At 53.2% G+C, this 17,320-nt stretch carries 10 protein-coding genes; 6 read left to right on the top strand and 4 right to left on the bottom strand.

Translation table 11 applies throughout. From position 1 onward, the window contains the following. The first annotated feature begins 8 nt into the window (after positions 1–8). The 4 genes from SH528x_RS32795 (at position 9) to SH528x_RS32780 (ending at position 7,249) form a co-directional block, all read left to right on the top strand. On the top strand, positions 9–2,642 hold the full coding sequence (locus SH528x_RS32795; protein ID WP_442507630.1) for a hypothetical protein: 2,634 nt from the start codon (positions 9–11) through the stop codon (positions 2,640–2,642). Positions 2,643–2,708: 66 nt separating this feature from the next. After that, positions 2,709–4,133: a magnesium chelatase gene (locus SH528x_RS32790; RefSeq protein WP_442507629.1), complete on the top strand. Its 1,425-nt coding sequence runs from the start codon at positions 2,709–2,711 to the stop codon at positions 4,131–4,133. Between the two features lie 104 nt (positions 4,134–4,237). Beyond that, entirely contained in the window at positions 4,238–5,941 is a 1,704-nt protein-coding gene (locus tag SH528x_RS32785; RefSeq protein WP_442507628.1) for a hypothetical protein, read from the top strand. 120 nt (positions 5,942–6,061) lie between these two features. Beyond that, entirely contained in the window at positions 6,062–7,249 is a 1,188-nt protein-coding gene (locus tag SH528x_RS32780; protein WP_442507627.1) for a hypothetical protein, read from the top strand. 49 nt (positions 7,250–7,298) lie between these two features. Here SH528x_RS32780 and SH528x_RS32775 read toward each other — a convergent pair whose 3' ends face one another. Both SH528x_RS32775 and SH528x_RS32770 read right to left on the bottom strand, forming a co-directional pair. Then, a complete protein-coding gene (locus SH528x_RS32775) occupies positions 7,299–8,168 on the bottom strand; it encodes an endonuclease/exonuclease/phosphatase family protein (protein WP_442507626.1) in 870 nt (289 codons plus the stop codon). 163 nt (positions 8,169–8,331) lie between these two features. Next, positions 8,332–9,111, bottom strand: coding sequence for a helix-turn-helix domain-containing protein (locus tag SH528x_RS32770; RefSeq protein WP_442507625.1), 780 nt, complete (start codon positions 9,109–9,111; stop codon positions 8,332–8,334). A 345-nt stretch (positions 9,112–9,456) separates the two neighbouring features. On the opposite strand from SH528x_RS32770, the gene SH528x_RS32765 reads away from it, so the two are divergent. Continuing rightward, positions 9,457–12,147, top strand: coding sequence for a PVC-type heme-binding CxxCH protein (locus SH528x_RS32765; RefSeq protein WP_442507624.1), 2,691 nt, complete (start codon positions 9,457–9,459; stop codon positions 12,145–12,147). Positions 12,148–12,240: 93 nt separating this feature from the next. After that, complete coding sequence (locus SH528x_RS32760) at positions 12,241–14,166, top strand: plastocyanin/azurin family copper-binding protein (RefSeq protein ID WP_442507623.1); 1,926 nt, start codon at positions 12,241–12,243, stop codon at positions 14,164–14,166. A gap of 2 nt (positions 14,167–14,168) precedes the next feature. Here SH528x_RS32760 and SH528x_RS32755 read toward each other — a convergent pair whose 3' ends face one another. Together SH528x_RS32755 and SH528x_RS32750 are read right to left on the bottom strand one after the other, a co-directional pair. Continuing rightward, on the bottom strand, positions 14,169–15,701 hold the full coding sequence (locus SH528x_RS32755; protein ID WP_442507622.1) for a SpoVR family protein: 1,533 nt from the start codon (positions 15,699–15,701) through the stop codon (positions 14,169–14,171). 330 nt (positions 15,702–16,031) lie between these two features. Continuing rightward, the gene (locus SH528x_RS32750; protein WP_442507621.1) at positions 16,032–17,315 is read right to left on the bottom strand and encodes a YeaH/YhbH family protein; all 1,284 of its coding nucleotides are present in this window, start codon (positions 17,313–17,315) and stop codon (positions 16,032–16,034) included. Between the last annotated feature and the right edge of the window lie 5 nt (positions 17,316–17,320).

Raw genomic sequence — 17,320 nt, 5'->3', positions numbered from 1 at the left:
GAGAGTTGATGCGACCACCTAACATCGAAACGAACGAGCTGGATGTCGAAGAATTTCGACGTCTCGGTGTACGTCTGAACGAGTGCCGCTTGCCGGTGCTTCGCCAGGCGGCTGCGCGGGTTAGTAAGTCGCTTGCCGATCTACAACTGGTTTCGCCCACATCCGATCGCGAACGCGAATTGTCGATGGTGGTCACCTCGGCCTACCGAGTGCTTGATCCGCGAAAACGTACCGACTTCATTCAGCGAATCTTGGTGGGGCGTTTGCAACCGGACGGCGTTTCGTGGTCGGGCCAGCAAAACTTTCGCATCGATGTTGCCGAATCACGAAATAATGCAATCGATAGCGAGGGGGCCTCGGAAGACGATTCGTTTGATTTGGATGAAACGTCACTAAGTCAGACGCCCTTTATGGTCCAGACTCGAGCGTCCGTCGCAAACTGGACCCAAAGTCTCGATTCGCAAGACCTCATTGAAGCTGGTGCTCGACGACGTCGACTTGCCAACGTGCGAAATTCGATCCAGCACCCCTGGATGATTTTGTCGTTGTTCGGTTTGCTCCTTGCGACCCTGTTCGGCGTAGCCAAAGTCGATTTTGGGCCCGAGGAATATTACGGTCCCGAAGAGTATCGAGTGTTCAGCGGCGAGATCGCCACGCGAGACGAGGCCGAGGCCACCTCGGTAGATGGGCTATTGCCGTCGGTCGAGCCCGAGCAGGCTGTCGTTGCAACATTGCCGGATGAGACTGGCAACCGCGTCGCCTCGACAACCACTGCTGGCACTGCCGATACCGTAGCGGCGGCAACCGATCGCGACTTGGCGGAATCGGACAGTACATCCGAATTAAACGCAACATCGGATCAGATGGCTGCCGGTGCAGTCGTAGCCACGCCATCCTTGGATATTGCATCGGCTGCGGTTCCGACCGCAGTCGTGCCGCTGGCGTCCGACTCGGTTACCAAGGCCGTTCCCGAGGTCGACGCTCTGGATTTGGCCATTGATGAGTCGTTAGCTGCATTAGCGGCAGCAAACGAAGCGTCGCCCCCTTCAGCGGCCGCAGCCTCAGGGATGTCCGACGCACATACAGACAATCCACCTATGCGTGCGGACTCAGGCTCAGCTGAGTTTTTGCCAGATCCCTTTGCGATCGTGGAATCGGAAGTGGTCGAGTTCGAGTTACCCAGTTCGCTTGATGTACTTAGCCAAGTCGACCTTTTTTCTGATTTGATCGAAGCGAGCGTCGACGAACCAAAACGCACTGCATTGCCTTCGTCCACGCGTCAATTGGCAGCACGTGCAAAGTTGAAGTCGCGATTTCCTGCGATTGGCACCCGATTGTTACCGGTCCAGATCTCGGAGCTGATCACGCAGTTGCAAGACGTTTTGACCGATCAAGTCGTCGACAGTGACGATGCCTATGTCATGCAGTTGGCCATTGCCGAGTACGCATGGTTGGTCGAGGATGCTGCGGAGGTCGAGGCCCATGTAAACGAATTAGCGAACGTCTTCGCGGTTAACAGCGATGAAACACTCGTGCAGACCTATTTGGCGTCGTTGGCCATCGCGGACCTTGACGAGACCAAACGATTCTTGGCTCGTAATGGCTTTGTGTTGGCGGAACGATTGTTGACGAATGAATCGCTACAGCAAAGCGATGTGGTCGTGCGCGGTGCGGATCGCTTAGTCAAAGCGATTAATGACGAGCAGCTTTCGTTGGACGCTCGGCGTTTGACTCAGACGATCGAGTTGTCGACCAAAATGTCCGCTACTGTTGTTCGGCCGGATGCGATTCCGTTTGCCTCCGATTTGGATTTGGGAGTGGCGGGACGGTATTACTGTTTGATGCTTCGCAACTGGGATCAGGGCTTGCCGTGGTTGGCCAAAGTCAGCGATGCGAGTATTGCAAGTTTGGTTAAACAAGAGCTTGCCTTAACGAAAACGTCATCGATCACCGAGTGGAATACACTCGCGGATCGATGGAGGAATGCGGCGGATCGAACCGATGGCCGCTCGGCAGATTCGATTCGCACCCATGTGGTCGCGATCAAACGCCGGATCGTAGCCGAAGCCGACGGGTTACAAAAGCTTGAGCTACAACGCGAGATCAGCAAACTCGAATCAGAGTTGCCGTTTTACATTGTCAAGCTCGGCGAGTGGCAAGCTCCGAAGCCTATCGCGGCTCCTGAATCACGGAAATCCGTTCCCATCCCTGCATTGGTCGATGCGGCCACAGGCATGATCGGGCAAGTGATGATTGATGGACGACCGACTCATTTTCGAATTGTCTATATGCCTGGGGGAGTGCTAACACCCGAGGTGCTGACACAATATTCGGCGATTTACAGTTTGAAAGAACAGTCGGTTGAAATCGAATTCTCAGGGCAATTGCAACTGTCCACTCCGATGGAAGTTCGCTTGATCTCTTCTTCGGCAGGTCGGCACCGGTATGGGCAAGTTCGCGTCGATGGCGAAATCGTTCCGCTTGATGGCGACTCTGAGTACGCCGATCTTTGGCTTGACTCGGGAAGTCATCAACTCCAATGGCAAGTCCGGGTAACCCCGCTAGCGAACGAGTATTTCCGTGTCCAGGATGTACTGACTCGGGGCGAACTGAATCTAACTCACTCGAAAGTCATGCAATAACGCTCGCCAAGGTCGTACAATGTCTGCACAGAGATTGTACGAAACAAAACCTTGGATTGAGAGTTTATGAACGTCGAGAGTGAATCCCCCCGTGCGTCGACCTTAAGCGAGCTTCGCAAGACCGCTTGGGTTTCCAGAAATGTCAAGCAAGAGATGCAAGACAACTTCGTTCGCATGCTGGAAAGCGGTGAGCCGTTGTTTCCTGGGATCGTGGGTTACGAAGACACTGTGATTCCCGAGATCAACTTGGCGCTGCTCGCCGGACACGACATGTTGTTTCTGGGCGAGAAGGGGCAAGCCAAAAGTCGGATCATGCGGATGTTGACCCGCTTCCTTGATGAATGGGTTCCCTACATCGATCATCCTGATCTGCCGGTGCACGAGGATCCTGAGAAACCGATTTCAGCGGCCGGTAAGCGTCTGATGCGTGATACCCCGCCCGAAGAAATCAAGATTGCTTGGTGGCATCGCAGCGATCGCTACGCCGAACGGCTGAGTCCAGGAACAAAGTTTGCCGACATCATCGGCGAAATCGATCCCGCCAAACTGACCGGCGGCGTCAGCATGAGTACCGAAGAGGCGCTTTCGTTTGGCTTGATTCCTCGCATGCACCGAGGCATTTTTGCGATGAACGAATTGCCCGAGCTGGACGATTTGGTTCAAGTCGGTCTGTTCAATATTCTCGAGGAACGCGACGTGCAAATTCGCGGTTATCCCATTCAATTCGAGATTGATCTGGTGATTTTGTTTTCAGCCAACCCGTCGACTTACAATCGCAGCGGTAAAGTGATCCCGCAGCTCAAGGACCGGATTGGTTCGATTGTTCAGACTCATTACCCCAGCGAACGTGATCAGGGCATCGAGATTCTGCAGCAGGAAGTTGGGAACGATCTCGACGGGAACTACCCCGTTCAAGTTCCTTACTTTATGTACCAAATCGTCGAAGAGATTACCAACCAAGCGCGTCGTAGCAAGTACATTGACCAGGCCTCAGGTGTATCGGCACGGTTCTCACTCGCCAACTTTCGCACGTTGGTCGCATCGGCACGCCAACGAGGCGTATTGCATGGTGAGAAACCTGCAGTGCCGCGAATCAGCGACTTGGGACACATCTATTCCAGTTCGCTTGGAAAGTTGGAACTCGATCTGATGGGCACTCACCAAATGAGTGAGCGGCAAGTGTTGGACGCCGTCGTGGCTCAGGCGATTGAAGTTGTTTTCAAAGAATACGTCGAAGAGCATGGGCTGTCGGACATTGCCGAGATCTTTCGCGGCGGGGTTCGCGTCGAAGTGGGTGACATGCTGCCAAGCAGCCACTATGCCGAACGACTTCGCCAAGTGCCACCGGCATGGAATAAGGCGTTTGAACTCAATGCGAGCGAGAACGACGCGGTCCGTGCCAGTTGTGTCGAGTTTGTCTTGGCGGGACTGTACAGCATGGAACGAATCAGTCGTTCGCAGCGATTCGGGAAAATTCAATATGAGTTCTAAGCAACCCTGTAGCATAGGCTTCTGGCCTGTGTTCGCTGAAACGACCATCGAAATGACAGGCTAGAAGCCTATCCCACATTCATTATTATTCGCAGGAAATCCGCATGGACCGTCGACTCGGGGGTGTAATTCACGCCTATCAGAAATACGATCCGACCAAATTTCCATCACCGACTCAGCCGCCGCCGGATCTCGTTTCCTCAGCGTTTGAGCAAGCGTTGATGTACGGCAACTATCACGAGTTGACCGAAGAGGAGCTTGCACGAGCCATTCGTTTAGACCCTAGCCAGATGGCTGGTTTGGGGCCAAGCTTTGACATGTTGCGGGCAATTCTCGAAGAACGTAAACGCAAAATCCTGGAGACCTACGAATGTGATTCGGTTCAGAAGAAGGCACGACGCGCGTTCCAGCAATCGACTAAGGATGTCCGTTTGCCAAAGGAACTCGATAAATTCTTTCGCCGCGCCGTGGTTCAAGAACAACCGTACTTGCTGGAATCATTGTGGTATCAAGCAGGTGACGATAACAGCGACACGGCGAGAAATTTGCTAAAGGTTACTCAGCGAATGAGTGACAAACATAATATCGAGGAACTTGCTTCGAAGTACCATTTCACCGGCATCGAATCGATGTCGATCACCAAGGCACTCGAGGTCAAAGAGGAACTCGAAAAGATCGACGAGCTCTTGAAGCAACTCGAAGAGGCTGAGAAGACAGCTCAGATCGCCATCATCGATATGGAACTGCTGAGCGAGTTCACGCAGCCTGGCGATATGCAGCAGCTCGAAGAGATGCGGCAGCAATTAGAGAACCTCGCTCGCGAACAAGCCGAACGCCAAGGATTGGAAAAGGATCCCAATAACAAGGGCGGTTTTCGATTGACGCCGAAAGCCTACAAGATTTTCCAAGGGCGATTGCTGGAGCGAATCTTTAGTCAATTGGCACCCTCACGCTCGGGACGCCATCACGGCGACGTGATTGGCGAAGGGGCTGTGGAGTTGCAGCAAACCAAGCCGTATGAGTTTGGCGATAGTGTTGCGAATATGGACTTGCCGCAGACGATTATCAACGCGCTGTTGAGGCATGGTGATGAGCGGCCATTGCGACTGCACAGCGACGACATTGTCGTTCACAAAACACGCAATCACCCCAAATGTGCAACTTGCGTGATTATGGATATGAGCGGGTCGATGCGTTACGACGGCCAATACATCAACGTCAAACGCATGGCGCTGGCGATGCAAGGATTGATCCAGTCGGAGTATCCGGGCGACTTCTTGCGATTCATCGAAATGTATACGTTTGCCAAATTGGTCTCGCCCGGTGAAATCATCGAACTGATGCCCAAGAACGTCACGATCCATGATCCCTGGGTGCGGCTCAAGGCGGACATGAGTGACAAAGACATCAGTGAACAGCAAGTTCATCCTCACTTCACGAACATTCAGCACTCGTTGAAATTGGCTCGTCAAAATCTCGTTAACAGCGATACACCGAATCGGCAAATCGTGTTGATTACCGACGGATTGCCGACGGCGCACTTTGAAGACGAGTGGTTGTACATGCTATATCCGCCTGATCCGATGACCGAACAGGCGACGATGCGAGAAGCACGGCTCTGCCAGAAGGAAGGGATCACGATCAATATCTTTTTGGTCCCGAGCTGGTCACAAAGCGAAGAGGATATTCGCTTCGCTTACCGGCTTGCAGAAACAACTAAAGGCCGGGTGTTTTTCACCAGCGGGCGAGATTTAGATCGCTTTGTCGTATGGGATTATGTGCAAAACCGCCGTGACATTATTTCCTAGGACATGCGGGCAGTGTGAGCAAATTTTGACGAGGCTAGTTCACGATCCATCTTGACATCCGTCCAAGGTTTTTCGCATTCTCGGCGACAACGACTCTTGGTTGGAACGATGGGAAGAAGTATGAAACGGGTGAGGTGGTTTGCGAGAGCTGTGGAGCAGGAAGCTCGCCAGTTGCGAGGTTACTTCCTATTTGCAGGTTCGATAAAGCGTCAACGCCAATGGCGTCGGCTTGAGCGAGCCAATGAGTCCTACCGCCAAACCGTTCTGCTGGACATCAACAAGATCATTTTTGATGGCGAACAGGGCCGTCGAATCCACGCGTTGGTCAATTTGCTGACACGCGGAGGCTATCGTGTTTGGTTGACTCCCCGAATCTGCTTTTTTCAGAATGCCAACAAGATCTATAAGTGGCGGGCTTTAGAGCATGTCTATGAGTATGGCGATCAGGGCACTCCAGCGAAGTTTGACCTTTGCATCACCGACCGACGCAGGGATTGTCCGATAGCAAATCGAACGTTGCGATTGACGAGTGATACTAAACGTCAACTCAGCGACCGCGACTTGCCGGTGCCGTACACGATCCATCCCGACCATATCGATGCTCGTGAAGACTTGAATTTTCAAGCCTATCGCGATACCCAACGACGCTGGCTCGTTTTCTTTGGCGGTGACCGCAGAGCCGACGCCTATCATCCGAGCGAGCAATACACTCACTTCAAATCGATCCCTCGACCCCGATTGGTCCAAATCGCCGAAGAGTGCTTTCGAAACGATCTCCAACTGCCTGACTCAGAAAATGCTCTGAATGAGTTGATGGTCACGGACGTCGATAGCCTTGTTATCTTGGATTCAGCACGCTATCGCGTTGCCCCGACAAGATGGTTGCCCGTTGTGAGCCAAGCTAAGTTCTTTCTCGCAGCACCGGGCCAGACGTACCCACACAGTCACAACTGTATTGAATCGCTGGCGATTGGAACGATCCCCATCCTTGAATACAACGAACGATTTCAGCCCGCTCTTGAACACGGAGTGAATTGTATGGTGTATCGCGGCGAACAGCAGTTTCGTCAATTGATGACGGAGATCCAGACGATGCCGGAATCAAGAATCCAGCGAATGCGTCAAGGTGCGATTGCGTATTACGACGAATACTTGTCGCCGCAATCGTTCGTACGCAGACTCACAGGCGATGCGTTTGATCGCCTGCACATGTACCCCTACCTGGCTCGCCCCGGCATTTCGAATCGGCACTCGCATGTAAACGATCGCGTTACTGCTGCGAGAAACCGAGCCCGAGCTGCCGGCTGACAAACAGGTTCGAGAGCCAATCAGGACAGGATTTAACTCTTTGTCGTCCTCATTTATTGGGCGAACCACTTGGTGATCGAAGTTCGATTTTGATCGGCAGATGGTCGCTGGCGAAACGGCCTGCTGCGGTTCTCGGGTCGAGCGTTGCATGACTGAGAACGCTTGCCTTCGAGTCGCTAAACAGAATGAAGTCGATCTTGCCGCTTGCACGAATGGCCTTGAAGCTGTTAAACGTGCCGCCGGGACCTGTGGGGGCGGATTCACTGAGTTTGGCCGCATCAAAGAAAGTCACACCTTCGCCATTTTCTGTGAGCAAATTTTGCAACGGCTTTGATTCCGGAGTCGCATTCAGGTCACCCATCACGACGACGGGAAGGTCGCCGCGAAGCTCCGCCGCTTTTACACGCAACAAGTTGGCCGAGTTTTCTCGCGCGGTTGCACTTTGGTGGTCAAAGTGCGTGTTCATCAGCAGCAACGCAGTGGCTTTGTCCTTGGATTTGATTTCGACCCACGAGCAAACGCGAGGTAGGTTCGCGCCCCATGCGTTCTTGCCAACGGCCTGGGGATCGGGGCCCAGCCAAAACGTTCCTTTTCGCGTCACGTTGAATTGGTCTCGCCGCCAAAACACAGGCGAAAACTCGCCGCCGTCTTTGCCATCGTCGCGACCGGCACCATACCACTCGAATTCCGGCAACCGTTCGGCGAGATCATCAATTTGTTTCCGAGTTGCTTCTTGTAACCCGATGATATCAGCCCCTTTGACTGTTTCAGCAACCGCATCGACGCGATGATCCCAGTGGTCGGGGCCATCATTGGTATTCAAATAGCGAATGTTGTAAGTCATCAACTGCGTCGTGTCGCTCGCGAAAACGGGCGTGGCGATCAGGCTGGCGAGGATAGCGAGGTAGCCGATTTTCATATTTCAAGGTTCCTAAAGTGAGAGGGATCGTTAAGGTTCATTACTGTCGTAGCTACGTTCGCCAGAGCGTGGATTTCCACCGTCAGGCGGCGGCAGCTACGTTGAAATCCGACTGTTGATTTCGGCTCGTTCCGAACGACCAACGACATGAATTGCAAAGCCATCACGACAACCGATGTTGGCGGCGGAACCGTGACGGTGTGACACCGATATGTTTGCGGAATTGTTGTGTGAACGCACTTTGGTCGCAGAATCCAAGTTGATCGGCAATGTCGATAATCGAGGTGTTCGCATGGATCAATTCGTCGCACGCCGCTTGCATCCGAGTCTTCATCAAAAAGTCCTGCACACTCATTCCGAACACGTCCATGAATTTTCGATGCAATTGACGTGTTGATAGTTTGGCTCGTTGGGCAAGTTCCACCACGGTGATACGTCCGCGATGATTCTCGCGAATGTGTTCGACCACGTCGCTGATTTGGCTATACGGCAACGCGGTTTTGCGGTGACCTTCGTAGCTGCGAATCACTCCCATGATTCCGATTACCGTCCCCTGTTTGTCATAAACCGGCAGCTTGGTCGTGACAAACCAATCCAACAGCCTCTGCTCGGTGTACCAGATCTCGACACGATCAATTAACGGCTCGCCCGTGCGAATCACATGTTGGTCGTCGCGGACGAAGCTGTCGGCGATATGAGCCGGGAAAAAGTCGTAATCATCGCGGCCAATCACCTCTTCTTCGTGCTCGAGTCCAAAACGAACCACAATCGATTGGCTGACGCTAACCATCCGGCTCTGCTCGTCTTTCATAAAAAAGGAGGTGCCAGGTACGTAGTCGAATAGACTCTGGATTTGATAGGATGGCCCCATTCGGTTGAAGAAGTCGCTTTTAAAGCTGTTTTCTTTGCCATTCGCACCCAGTTCGGATTCCGGGTGTATCATAGTATGCTCGTGGAAACGGTCTTGTTGTGTCGGATAATTCACAAATGAAGTCTGAATGATACAAGATATCTCACGTCCCGTGGTGCATGATAGCTCGCAGGAAATTGGGGATTGGAAGCCAAACAACCTCTTCCCCCCTGCTCTGCCCTGCCCTCCCCTTTAATCGTTCCCCTCCCTGTCACCTCCCCCCTCCTCGCTCGCGTTTCCATTGTTGCCTTGCCGCGAACTGTCACACCCCAATTCTCCGTGTATGATCGGAATCCTAATGTGGGTGAGACGCTTCTCTTTTAGGCATGGTATATGGAGCGGGACCTGCTGGAAAATAATTCGGAGATTGAAAACCTGATGCAAAAACAAACGAAATTTCTTGTCGCTCTCTTGCTCGTCGGCTTGAGCCTGACGATGGGGAGGACGCGCTCCTGCGCCGCCGAAGTGGAACTGAAAAAAGGCGACCACATCTGTTTGGTTGGCAACGCGTTAGGCGAGCGATTGCAAACCGAAAACAACTGGGAGAGTTTGCTGCATCAACGTTTCGCCGATCTCGAGCTTGTGGTTCGCAATTTGTGTTTTCCGGGCGATGAACCCTTCGAGCGAATTCGCTCACAGAACTTTGGTGAGCCCGACAAACATCTAGCACACAGCGAAGCGTCGGTGATTTTCTACTTCTTTGGCTTCAACGAATCCTTTGACGGCAAAAAAGGTCTCAGCAAGTTCACCGAGCAGATGACGCGTCTGGTCAAAGAAACTCAAGGCAAAGATTATGGCAAAGGCGCCCCACGCATCGTGCTGATCTCGCCGATCGCATTTGAAGACGTCGGCGATCCCAACGTCACCAGCGGCGAAGAACAAAACAAGAACCTTGCCCTCTACACCGAAGCCCTCGCAAGTGTTGCCAAGGAAACGGGAGTGGGCTTTGTCGACCTTTATAATCCAACCAAGACTTTGTTTGAAAAGTCTGACGAGCGATTGACACTCAATGGCGCCCACTTAAACGCAAAAGGCTACGCAGCCCTTGCCCCGCTGCTCGATCAGGGACTGTTTGGCGAAGGGGGACCTCGCAGCGTCGATGCAGCGGTGAAAGAGCAAGTGGAAGACAAGAGTTTCCATTGGTTTCATCGCTATCGAGCCGTCAACGGGTATTCGATCTATGGGGCTCGCGGGAAAGCGGGCAGCGACGGTACGTACAACAATACCGACGTGATGGAACGCGAACGAGCGATTTTGGACCAGATGACGGCCAATCGCGACGCTCGTATTTGGGCGGTTGCGAAAGGGGAATCGGTTTCTGATCAGGTGGACGATTCGGAAACCCTCGCCTTTATCAATCCCAAGACCAATGTCGGTGGCGATGACGACCCCAATGCGAAACGGGGAAAGCTCGGCTCGCTTGACTATCTCAACGCCGCCGAGCAACAAAAGTTGTTCACGTTGCCCGAGGGGTACCAAATTCAATTGGTTGCTTCGGAAGAAGAGTTTCCTGAATTGGCTAACCCAGTCGCATTGAACTTTGACAACAAAGGCCGACTGTGGGTCGCAACGATGGCGTCGTATCCGCATTGGAAACCCAAGACACCGATGGATGACAAGCTGCTGATCTTTGAAGATCACGATTCCGACGGTACCGCGGATGAGTGCAAAGTGTTCGCCGGTGGTTTGCACCAACCGACTGGATTCGAGATCGGGCGAGGTGGCGTTTATTGCGCACAACAACCCGATGTGTTGTTGCTGACGGATACCGATGGTGACGACAAAGCCGATACTCGAGTGCGTCAATTGATCGGATTTGACTCTGCTGACTCGCACCATGGGATCGCCGCGTTTGAATGGGGACCCGATGGGGGACTCTACTTTCAAGAAGGAACGTTCAAGTATTCGCAAGTCGAATCGCCCAACGGGTTAGTTCGTTTGGCCGAAGGCGGAATTTGGCGATACGATCCAACGACCGAAAAATTCGGAGTGCATGTTTCCTTGGCGTTCTCGAATCCTTGGGGCCATGTCTTTGATCGTTGGGGCCAAAACTTTATTGGTGACGCGTCGCCAGGGTTTGGTTATTGGGCGACGCCGATCTCGGGGCACATCGAGTATCCTCTGAAACACCCCGGCGGATCGCAACACCGCCGAATTGCCAGTGTCACCGGTGGCGATCCAGAATACAGTTACCCTCGTTTCTATCCGAAACGAACTCGTCCGTTGGCCGGATGTGCCATGATGTCGAGCCGACATTTTCCCGAGGATATGCAAGGCAACTTCCTCGTGACCAATTGCATCGGTGACCGCATGGTGTTGAGCCACAAAGTGACCGAAGAAGGTAGCGGATTTGTTGGTGTTGAAGTCGAGCCGATCGTTTCGTGCACCGATGGCAACTTCCGTCCCGTCGATGTGCAAATTGCTCCGGATGGATCGCTTTATATCGTCGATTGGCACAACGCGCTGATCGGTCATTTGCAGCACAATCTGCGTGACCCCAGTCGCGATCATTCGCATGGTCGGATCTGGCGGATTACTCACAAAACGCGGCCTCTGATCGAGCCTGCGAAGATCGATGGAGAACCGATTGCCAATCTGTTGGAACTGTTGAAGTTGCCCGAGGATCGCACCCGCTACCGTGCTCGTCGTGAACTCGCTGAGCGTGATGCCGACGAGGTCGCTGCGGGGCTGAAGGCTTGGGTCGCGTCACTAGACGCGAGCGATGAAGATTACGAGCACCACTTGCTCGAAGCTTTGTGGATTTATCAATCTCACAATCGAATCGACGAAGCGCTGCTTGGAAAAGTGCTCGCTGCGGAAGACCATCGTGCTCGTGCCGCCGCGACTCGCGTGGTTTCGTTCATGATCGACAAACTTCCCAATCATCTTGAGCTAATTGAAAAGTCGATTCAAGATGAACATCCTCGCGTTCGGCTCGAAGCAGTTCGGGCGGTTAGTTTCCTCGAAGGTGACGACGCCGTTGAACTCGCTCTCGGCGTGCTTGAGTATGACATGGACGAATACTTGCAATACACGCTCGACGAAACCATGCGAGCGCTTGAGCAGTAGGTGTTCGTTGTCGGTATTCGCGTCGCCCATCACGGGCGACGCTGTCGTTTCCTTTTCTGTGCTTTTTGTTGATCCCGTTTAGTGGTTTTGGATATGCGATTTCTCGTTGTTTTCACGCTCAGCGTTTGTAGTTCCTCTCTGTTCTGCGTCGCAGACGATCATTCGCATGGCACGACGGTTCGTACGGTCCAAGCCCCGACGGTATTTCTCGACAAGAGTCCACGGATCGTGGCGTATCAATTAAACCGTCTCGACAGCGAGCGGTTGTTGATGGTCCCACGGCAAACGGACGATGTGAAATACATTCCTGTTTATGAGGCGATTTTGAGTCGCGATGGAATGTCGCCGCAATTTCGCGAAGAGTCGGTGGCGGCGCTTGCGAAGCTACGTAAAACCAGCATCGCTGACGAAACGCTGGCCGCCTTAGGCAAAATCGATCTCGAGAATCGACAAGGCAAACGGACCGCCAAAGTGCTGGCAGAAATGTTACTTGATCAGCCCGTTGCGACACTCAAGCAAAGCCAAGCTAAACTCGAAGAAGCGGCGACTGATTCCCAGAAACGCTTCGTTCGTGCAGTTGGTTTGGCTGGGTTGATTCAAATTGGTGACGCGTCGGCGGCTTGGTCGATCGCGTCGGCGGATGATGCGTCTACACTGGCTTGGCTTGATGCAGTGGGGTTGGTTCCCGATTCCCAACAGCGTCGCGAGCTGCGTGGGCATATCGTCGAGCAGATTCAAGATGCCAATTCCGAGACGGTTCGAAATGCCGCGATCACGGAGATTGCGAACATTCCATCTCAGCCATCGGAAACCTTCGACTTGCTCGCTCCGTTTGTTTCCGATCCGACCTATCGTTCGGCCGCAGTGCGAACTTTGTTGCGAGTGCCTGTGAAACAGCGACCGCTGCAAACGAGTCAAGCTTTGGTGGCGACGCTTGTCGATCTGGCCGAATCGACCGAAGCGGCTCAGCGAACGACCGCTCAATTTGTTGACGCGATGCAGTTGGCCGATCAAATGATGGCGTCCGTTCCAGTCGAACAAGCAAAATCGTACCGCAACCGATTGCGTGAAGTCACCGTCCGCGTCGTGCGGATCCGGGCGGTCGAAGAAGAGATGCGATATGACATCCCCTACTTTGCCGTCGAAGCGGGACGCCCCGTGCAAATCGTGTTGGAGAACCACGATTTGATGCCTCATAACTTGGTCGTGACTGCACCGGGGGCACTCAAGGAAGTCGCTCAAGCTGGCGCCGTCGTTGGCTCGGCGGGCGGTTGGAACGGGCTGCCTTTCGTGCCTGAGCTCGATAGCGTTTTATCGGCCAGCCAAATGGTTCAACCCGATCAAACGGATCGAATCACGTTTAACGCGCCGACGGAACCGGGCGAATACCCTTATGTTTGCACATTTCCCCAGCACTGGTATCGCATGTACGGCGTGATGGTCGTGGTCAAAGATTTGGATGCGTGGATGAAGGATCCCGTCGAGCCAGCAAATCCGATCGGCAGCAATCGTGCGTTCGTGCAGGCCTGGAAGTTGAGTGAACTGCAAAATGAAATCGAGAACGGAATGAAGGGACGCTCCGCAGAAATCGGAGCTCGCATTTTTGCTGAGGCTTCATGCCAAGGGTGTCACAAAGTGGGCAGTGAAGGGGGCGTGATCGGGCCCGATTTGACTGAGGTCTTTACGCGATACAAAGGGGATCGTGCAGCGGTGTTGCGAGAGATCATCGATCCCTCGCACAAAGTGGAGGCCAAGTACGCGATGCACCAAATTCTGACGGTCGAAGGCCGTGTCGTGACCGGGATCATCCTCAACGAGGACAAAGACAACGTGACGGTTCTGGAAAATCCCGAAGCCAAAGAGCCGACCGTGATCTCGCAAGATGACATCGAAGAGATGGTTCAGTCCCCCAACTCGATGATGCCCAAAGGGTTGATGGATCAGTACACCCAGGACGAGATTTTTGAGATGTTGTCGTTCTTGGAAAACGCGGATCCCAACAAGACGCCGGCACCTTAAAGCTACGGCATTGCGACGACGTCGTAATCGTTCAGAGTTTTGCCGCTTTGTGAATCGACTTCGACGAGCCGGACGCGGTAACCCCACAGGTTGGCGATGTGGCACAGCGTTCGATTGCAGTCGTTTTTGGATAACAACCGCCCACTTCGGACGCGGTGAGTCAGCACTAAGCGGCGATTCCCCTTCAAGTCGGCCTCGGTGACTTCGATTTCGGGTTCATGCTTAAGCATGTCATACTGCTCGGCCAAACGTTGGCGTACCTCGCGGTATCCTGTTTCGTCATGAATTGCTTCGACCGATAAAAAGGGCATCCCGCTTTCATCGCCGACTGCGAACAAGTGCATGTCGCGGATCAGCCGTGGGCTCAGAAACTGCAGGATGAAGCTTTCATCGCGATACTCGGACCAAGCGTCCCGCAATGTCGCCATCGATTGGCCGTTGCCGGCGAACTCGGGGAACCATTGCCGATCCTCGTCACTAGGATCGTCACAAATACGAGCAATGTCTCGCATCATGGCGAAGCCAATTGCGTAAGGATTTAAGCCGCTGAATCGTCGATCATCAAATCGTGGCTGTGTCACCACGGCGGAGTGCATGTGTAGAAACTCGAGCATCGACCCTTCGTCGATCCTGCCGGTATCGTACAAGCGATTCATGATTTGGTAGTGCACATAGGTCGCACAGCCCTCGTTCATCATTTTGGTTTGGCGTTGAGGGTAAAAGTACTGAGCCATGCGACGAACGATGTGCAAGATCTCTCGCTGCCAATCCTTCAATTTCGGAGCGTGATTGGCAAGAAATGCCAAGATGTTCTCTTCGGGAAGGTTCAGTGTGTCGGCTGTCCCGTTTTCCTGCTCTTCGCCCGCAGTATCACGTACTTTACTTTTGCTGGGCAACGTCCGCCACAAATCGTTGTAGGTCGACTGCTCATGCTGGCGACGCGATTCCGCTTTGGCGATTTTGTCCTTCATCGTCGCAAGTCGCTTCGGTGCGTATCGGCTGACGCCATAGCCCATCAACGCATGCGCGGCATCCAAGATGCTTTCCACCGCAGGCAATCCGTATCGTTGTTCGCAATCGGATATGAAATGTTTGGCGTAGGCCAAGTCATCCAAAACTCGGTCGGCTCGCGTCCATTGGCGGAACAGGTGGTTGTTTTTGAAGAAATGATTGTGACCGAATGCGGCATGTGCGATCACAAGCGCCTGCATCGTCATCGTGTTCTCTTCCATCACATACGAAACACAAGGATTCGAGTTGATCACCAACTCGTACGCCAAGGCTCTCGCCCCTTTGCGATACAGTAGCTCTTCGCGGGCAAAGTGTTTGCCGAAAGACCAATGATGGTACATCAACGGCATGCCAATCGCAGCATACGCATCGAGCATTTGTTCGCTGGTGATCACCTCAATTTGGTTGGGATAGACATCGAGCCCTAGCTCATTGAGGGCAATATCTTCGATCGCCTCGTGAACCCGGTGCAATGACTCGAAATCCCATTCCGAGCCACGATAGAGCAGATCCGTTCCGGTCATCGCTTTGGCATTCCTAAAGTGGTTTTTCCTAGTGTTTACACGCGGACGGTCCTCCGCTGTTGTGCGTTATTGTTGAGCGTGCTTCTTCGAAAAATCATAACCCGACGCGTTAGCGAGGGGATATCAGTCACGACTCGATCCCTCGCTAACGCTTCGGGTTGTGACTGAGATCGCGTCGCAAACACCTGCAGCAAAAAAGTATTCTAGTGATCTGTCAATATTGAATCTTAGGGTAGTGGACGAGGCCACGAGTCCCCTTGAGCTGACCCGTGGCAGGACTCGTTGCCTCGTCCACTACGGTCAACCCGAACTTTCATCCCTGGCAGACCACTAGGCCGAACTGGACTTTTGACGTTTGTCGTTGGAAAACAGCTTGTGAAAAACGGGATAGATGTCGGAGGGTTCGTTCACCTTGGCTCGTTCAAAATGCGGTATCCGTGCAACCATCGACTCATAGTTTTTCCACAGCACGCTGTCACTCGACAGCGGTTCGTCGCCAACTTCGATATACGCGTAATATTGGCACATCGGCAGGATCGATTTCTCTAACATCGCCATCGTCTGAGGCATGTCGTGGTCAAAGTTGTGCCCATCCGATGCCTGAGCTGCGTAAATATTCCAATCTTCGACCGGATAGCGATCTTTGACGATTCGCTCCATTTCAATCAGTGCCGAGGAGACTACCGTGCCTCCGGTTTCGCGCCCGTAAAAGAACGTGTGTTCGTCAACTTCGTTTGCGGTATAAGTGTGCCGAATGAATACGATTTCGACTGCTTGATAGTAACGTGTCAGAAAAAGATGCAGCAGCATATAGAAACGCTTGGCCAGATCTTTGAGATCTTCGGTCATCGACGCCGACGTATCCATCAAGCAAAACATCACCGCTTGCGTGGTCGGTTTGCTCCGCAGTTCGAATCGGTTGTAACGCAGATCGACCGTATCGAGGTAGCTGACTCGCTGCATTCGCCGCCGCGTGTGAGCGACCAATTCCGTCAACCGTTTGATCTCTTCCTGGTCGTCGTCCTCTTCGGCCTGTTTTAGTTTCGCCTGCAATGCCTCGAACTCCGCCAGCTTAGGACGCTTCAAAGCAATGCGTCGAGAGAGCGAGTGTCGCATCGTTTCACGCAAGTTCAATCGTTGAGGGGCTCCGTCGACGGCGTAGCCGGCACGAACTCGCGACGTGGTCGTCATCGATTTCAGTTTGCGTTTGGCCAAGTTGGGCAGCGCCAGATCGTCAAAGAACATGTCCATGAACTCTTCGCGAGTCAGTAGGAACACAAACATGTCTTCGCCATCACCATCGGGACTGCCCGAAGCTCCTGTGCCCCCTGCCCCGCCCTGGGGTTTGCGAATGCGGTCGCCGCGTTGGTAGCCTTGATTGCCGGGCAGCACGTAATTGCGATTACCGACACCCGACTCAAAATTAAAATTCGGTTCGCTAACGTCATTGGCGCTGATCGAGATCTTTTCACTGCCCTCGATATCAGCGACCTTGCGGTGACGGATCGCTTCCTTGACCGCTTTACGAATATGCGATTTGACACGGCGGACGAACCGTTGCCGGTTGCCCAGACTTTTGGCATTTGGATTCTGACGACGGTCGATGACGTGCATAACGA

Source organism: Novipirellula methanifontis (genome assembly GCF_052161655.1).
Lineage (GTDB): Bacteria > Planctomycetota > Planctomycetia > Pirellulales > Pirellulaceae > Novipirellula.
This window is presented reverse-complemented; position numbering and strand designations above follow the sequence as displayed.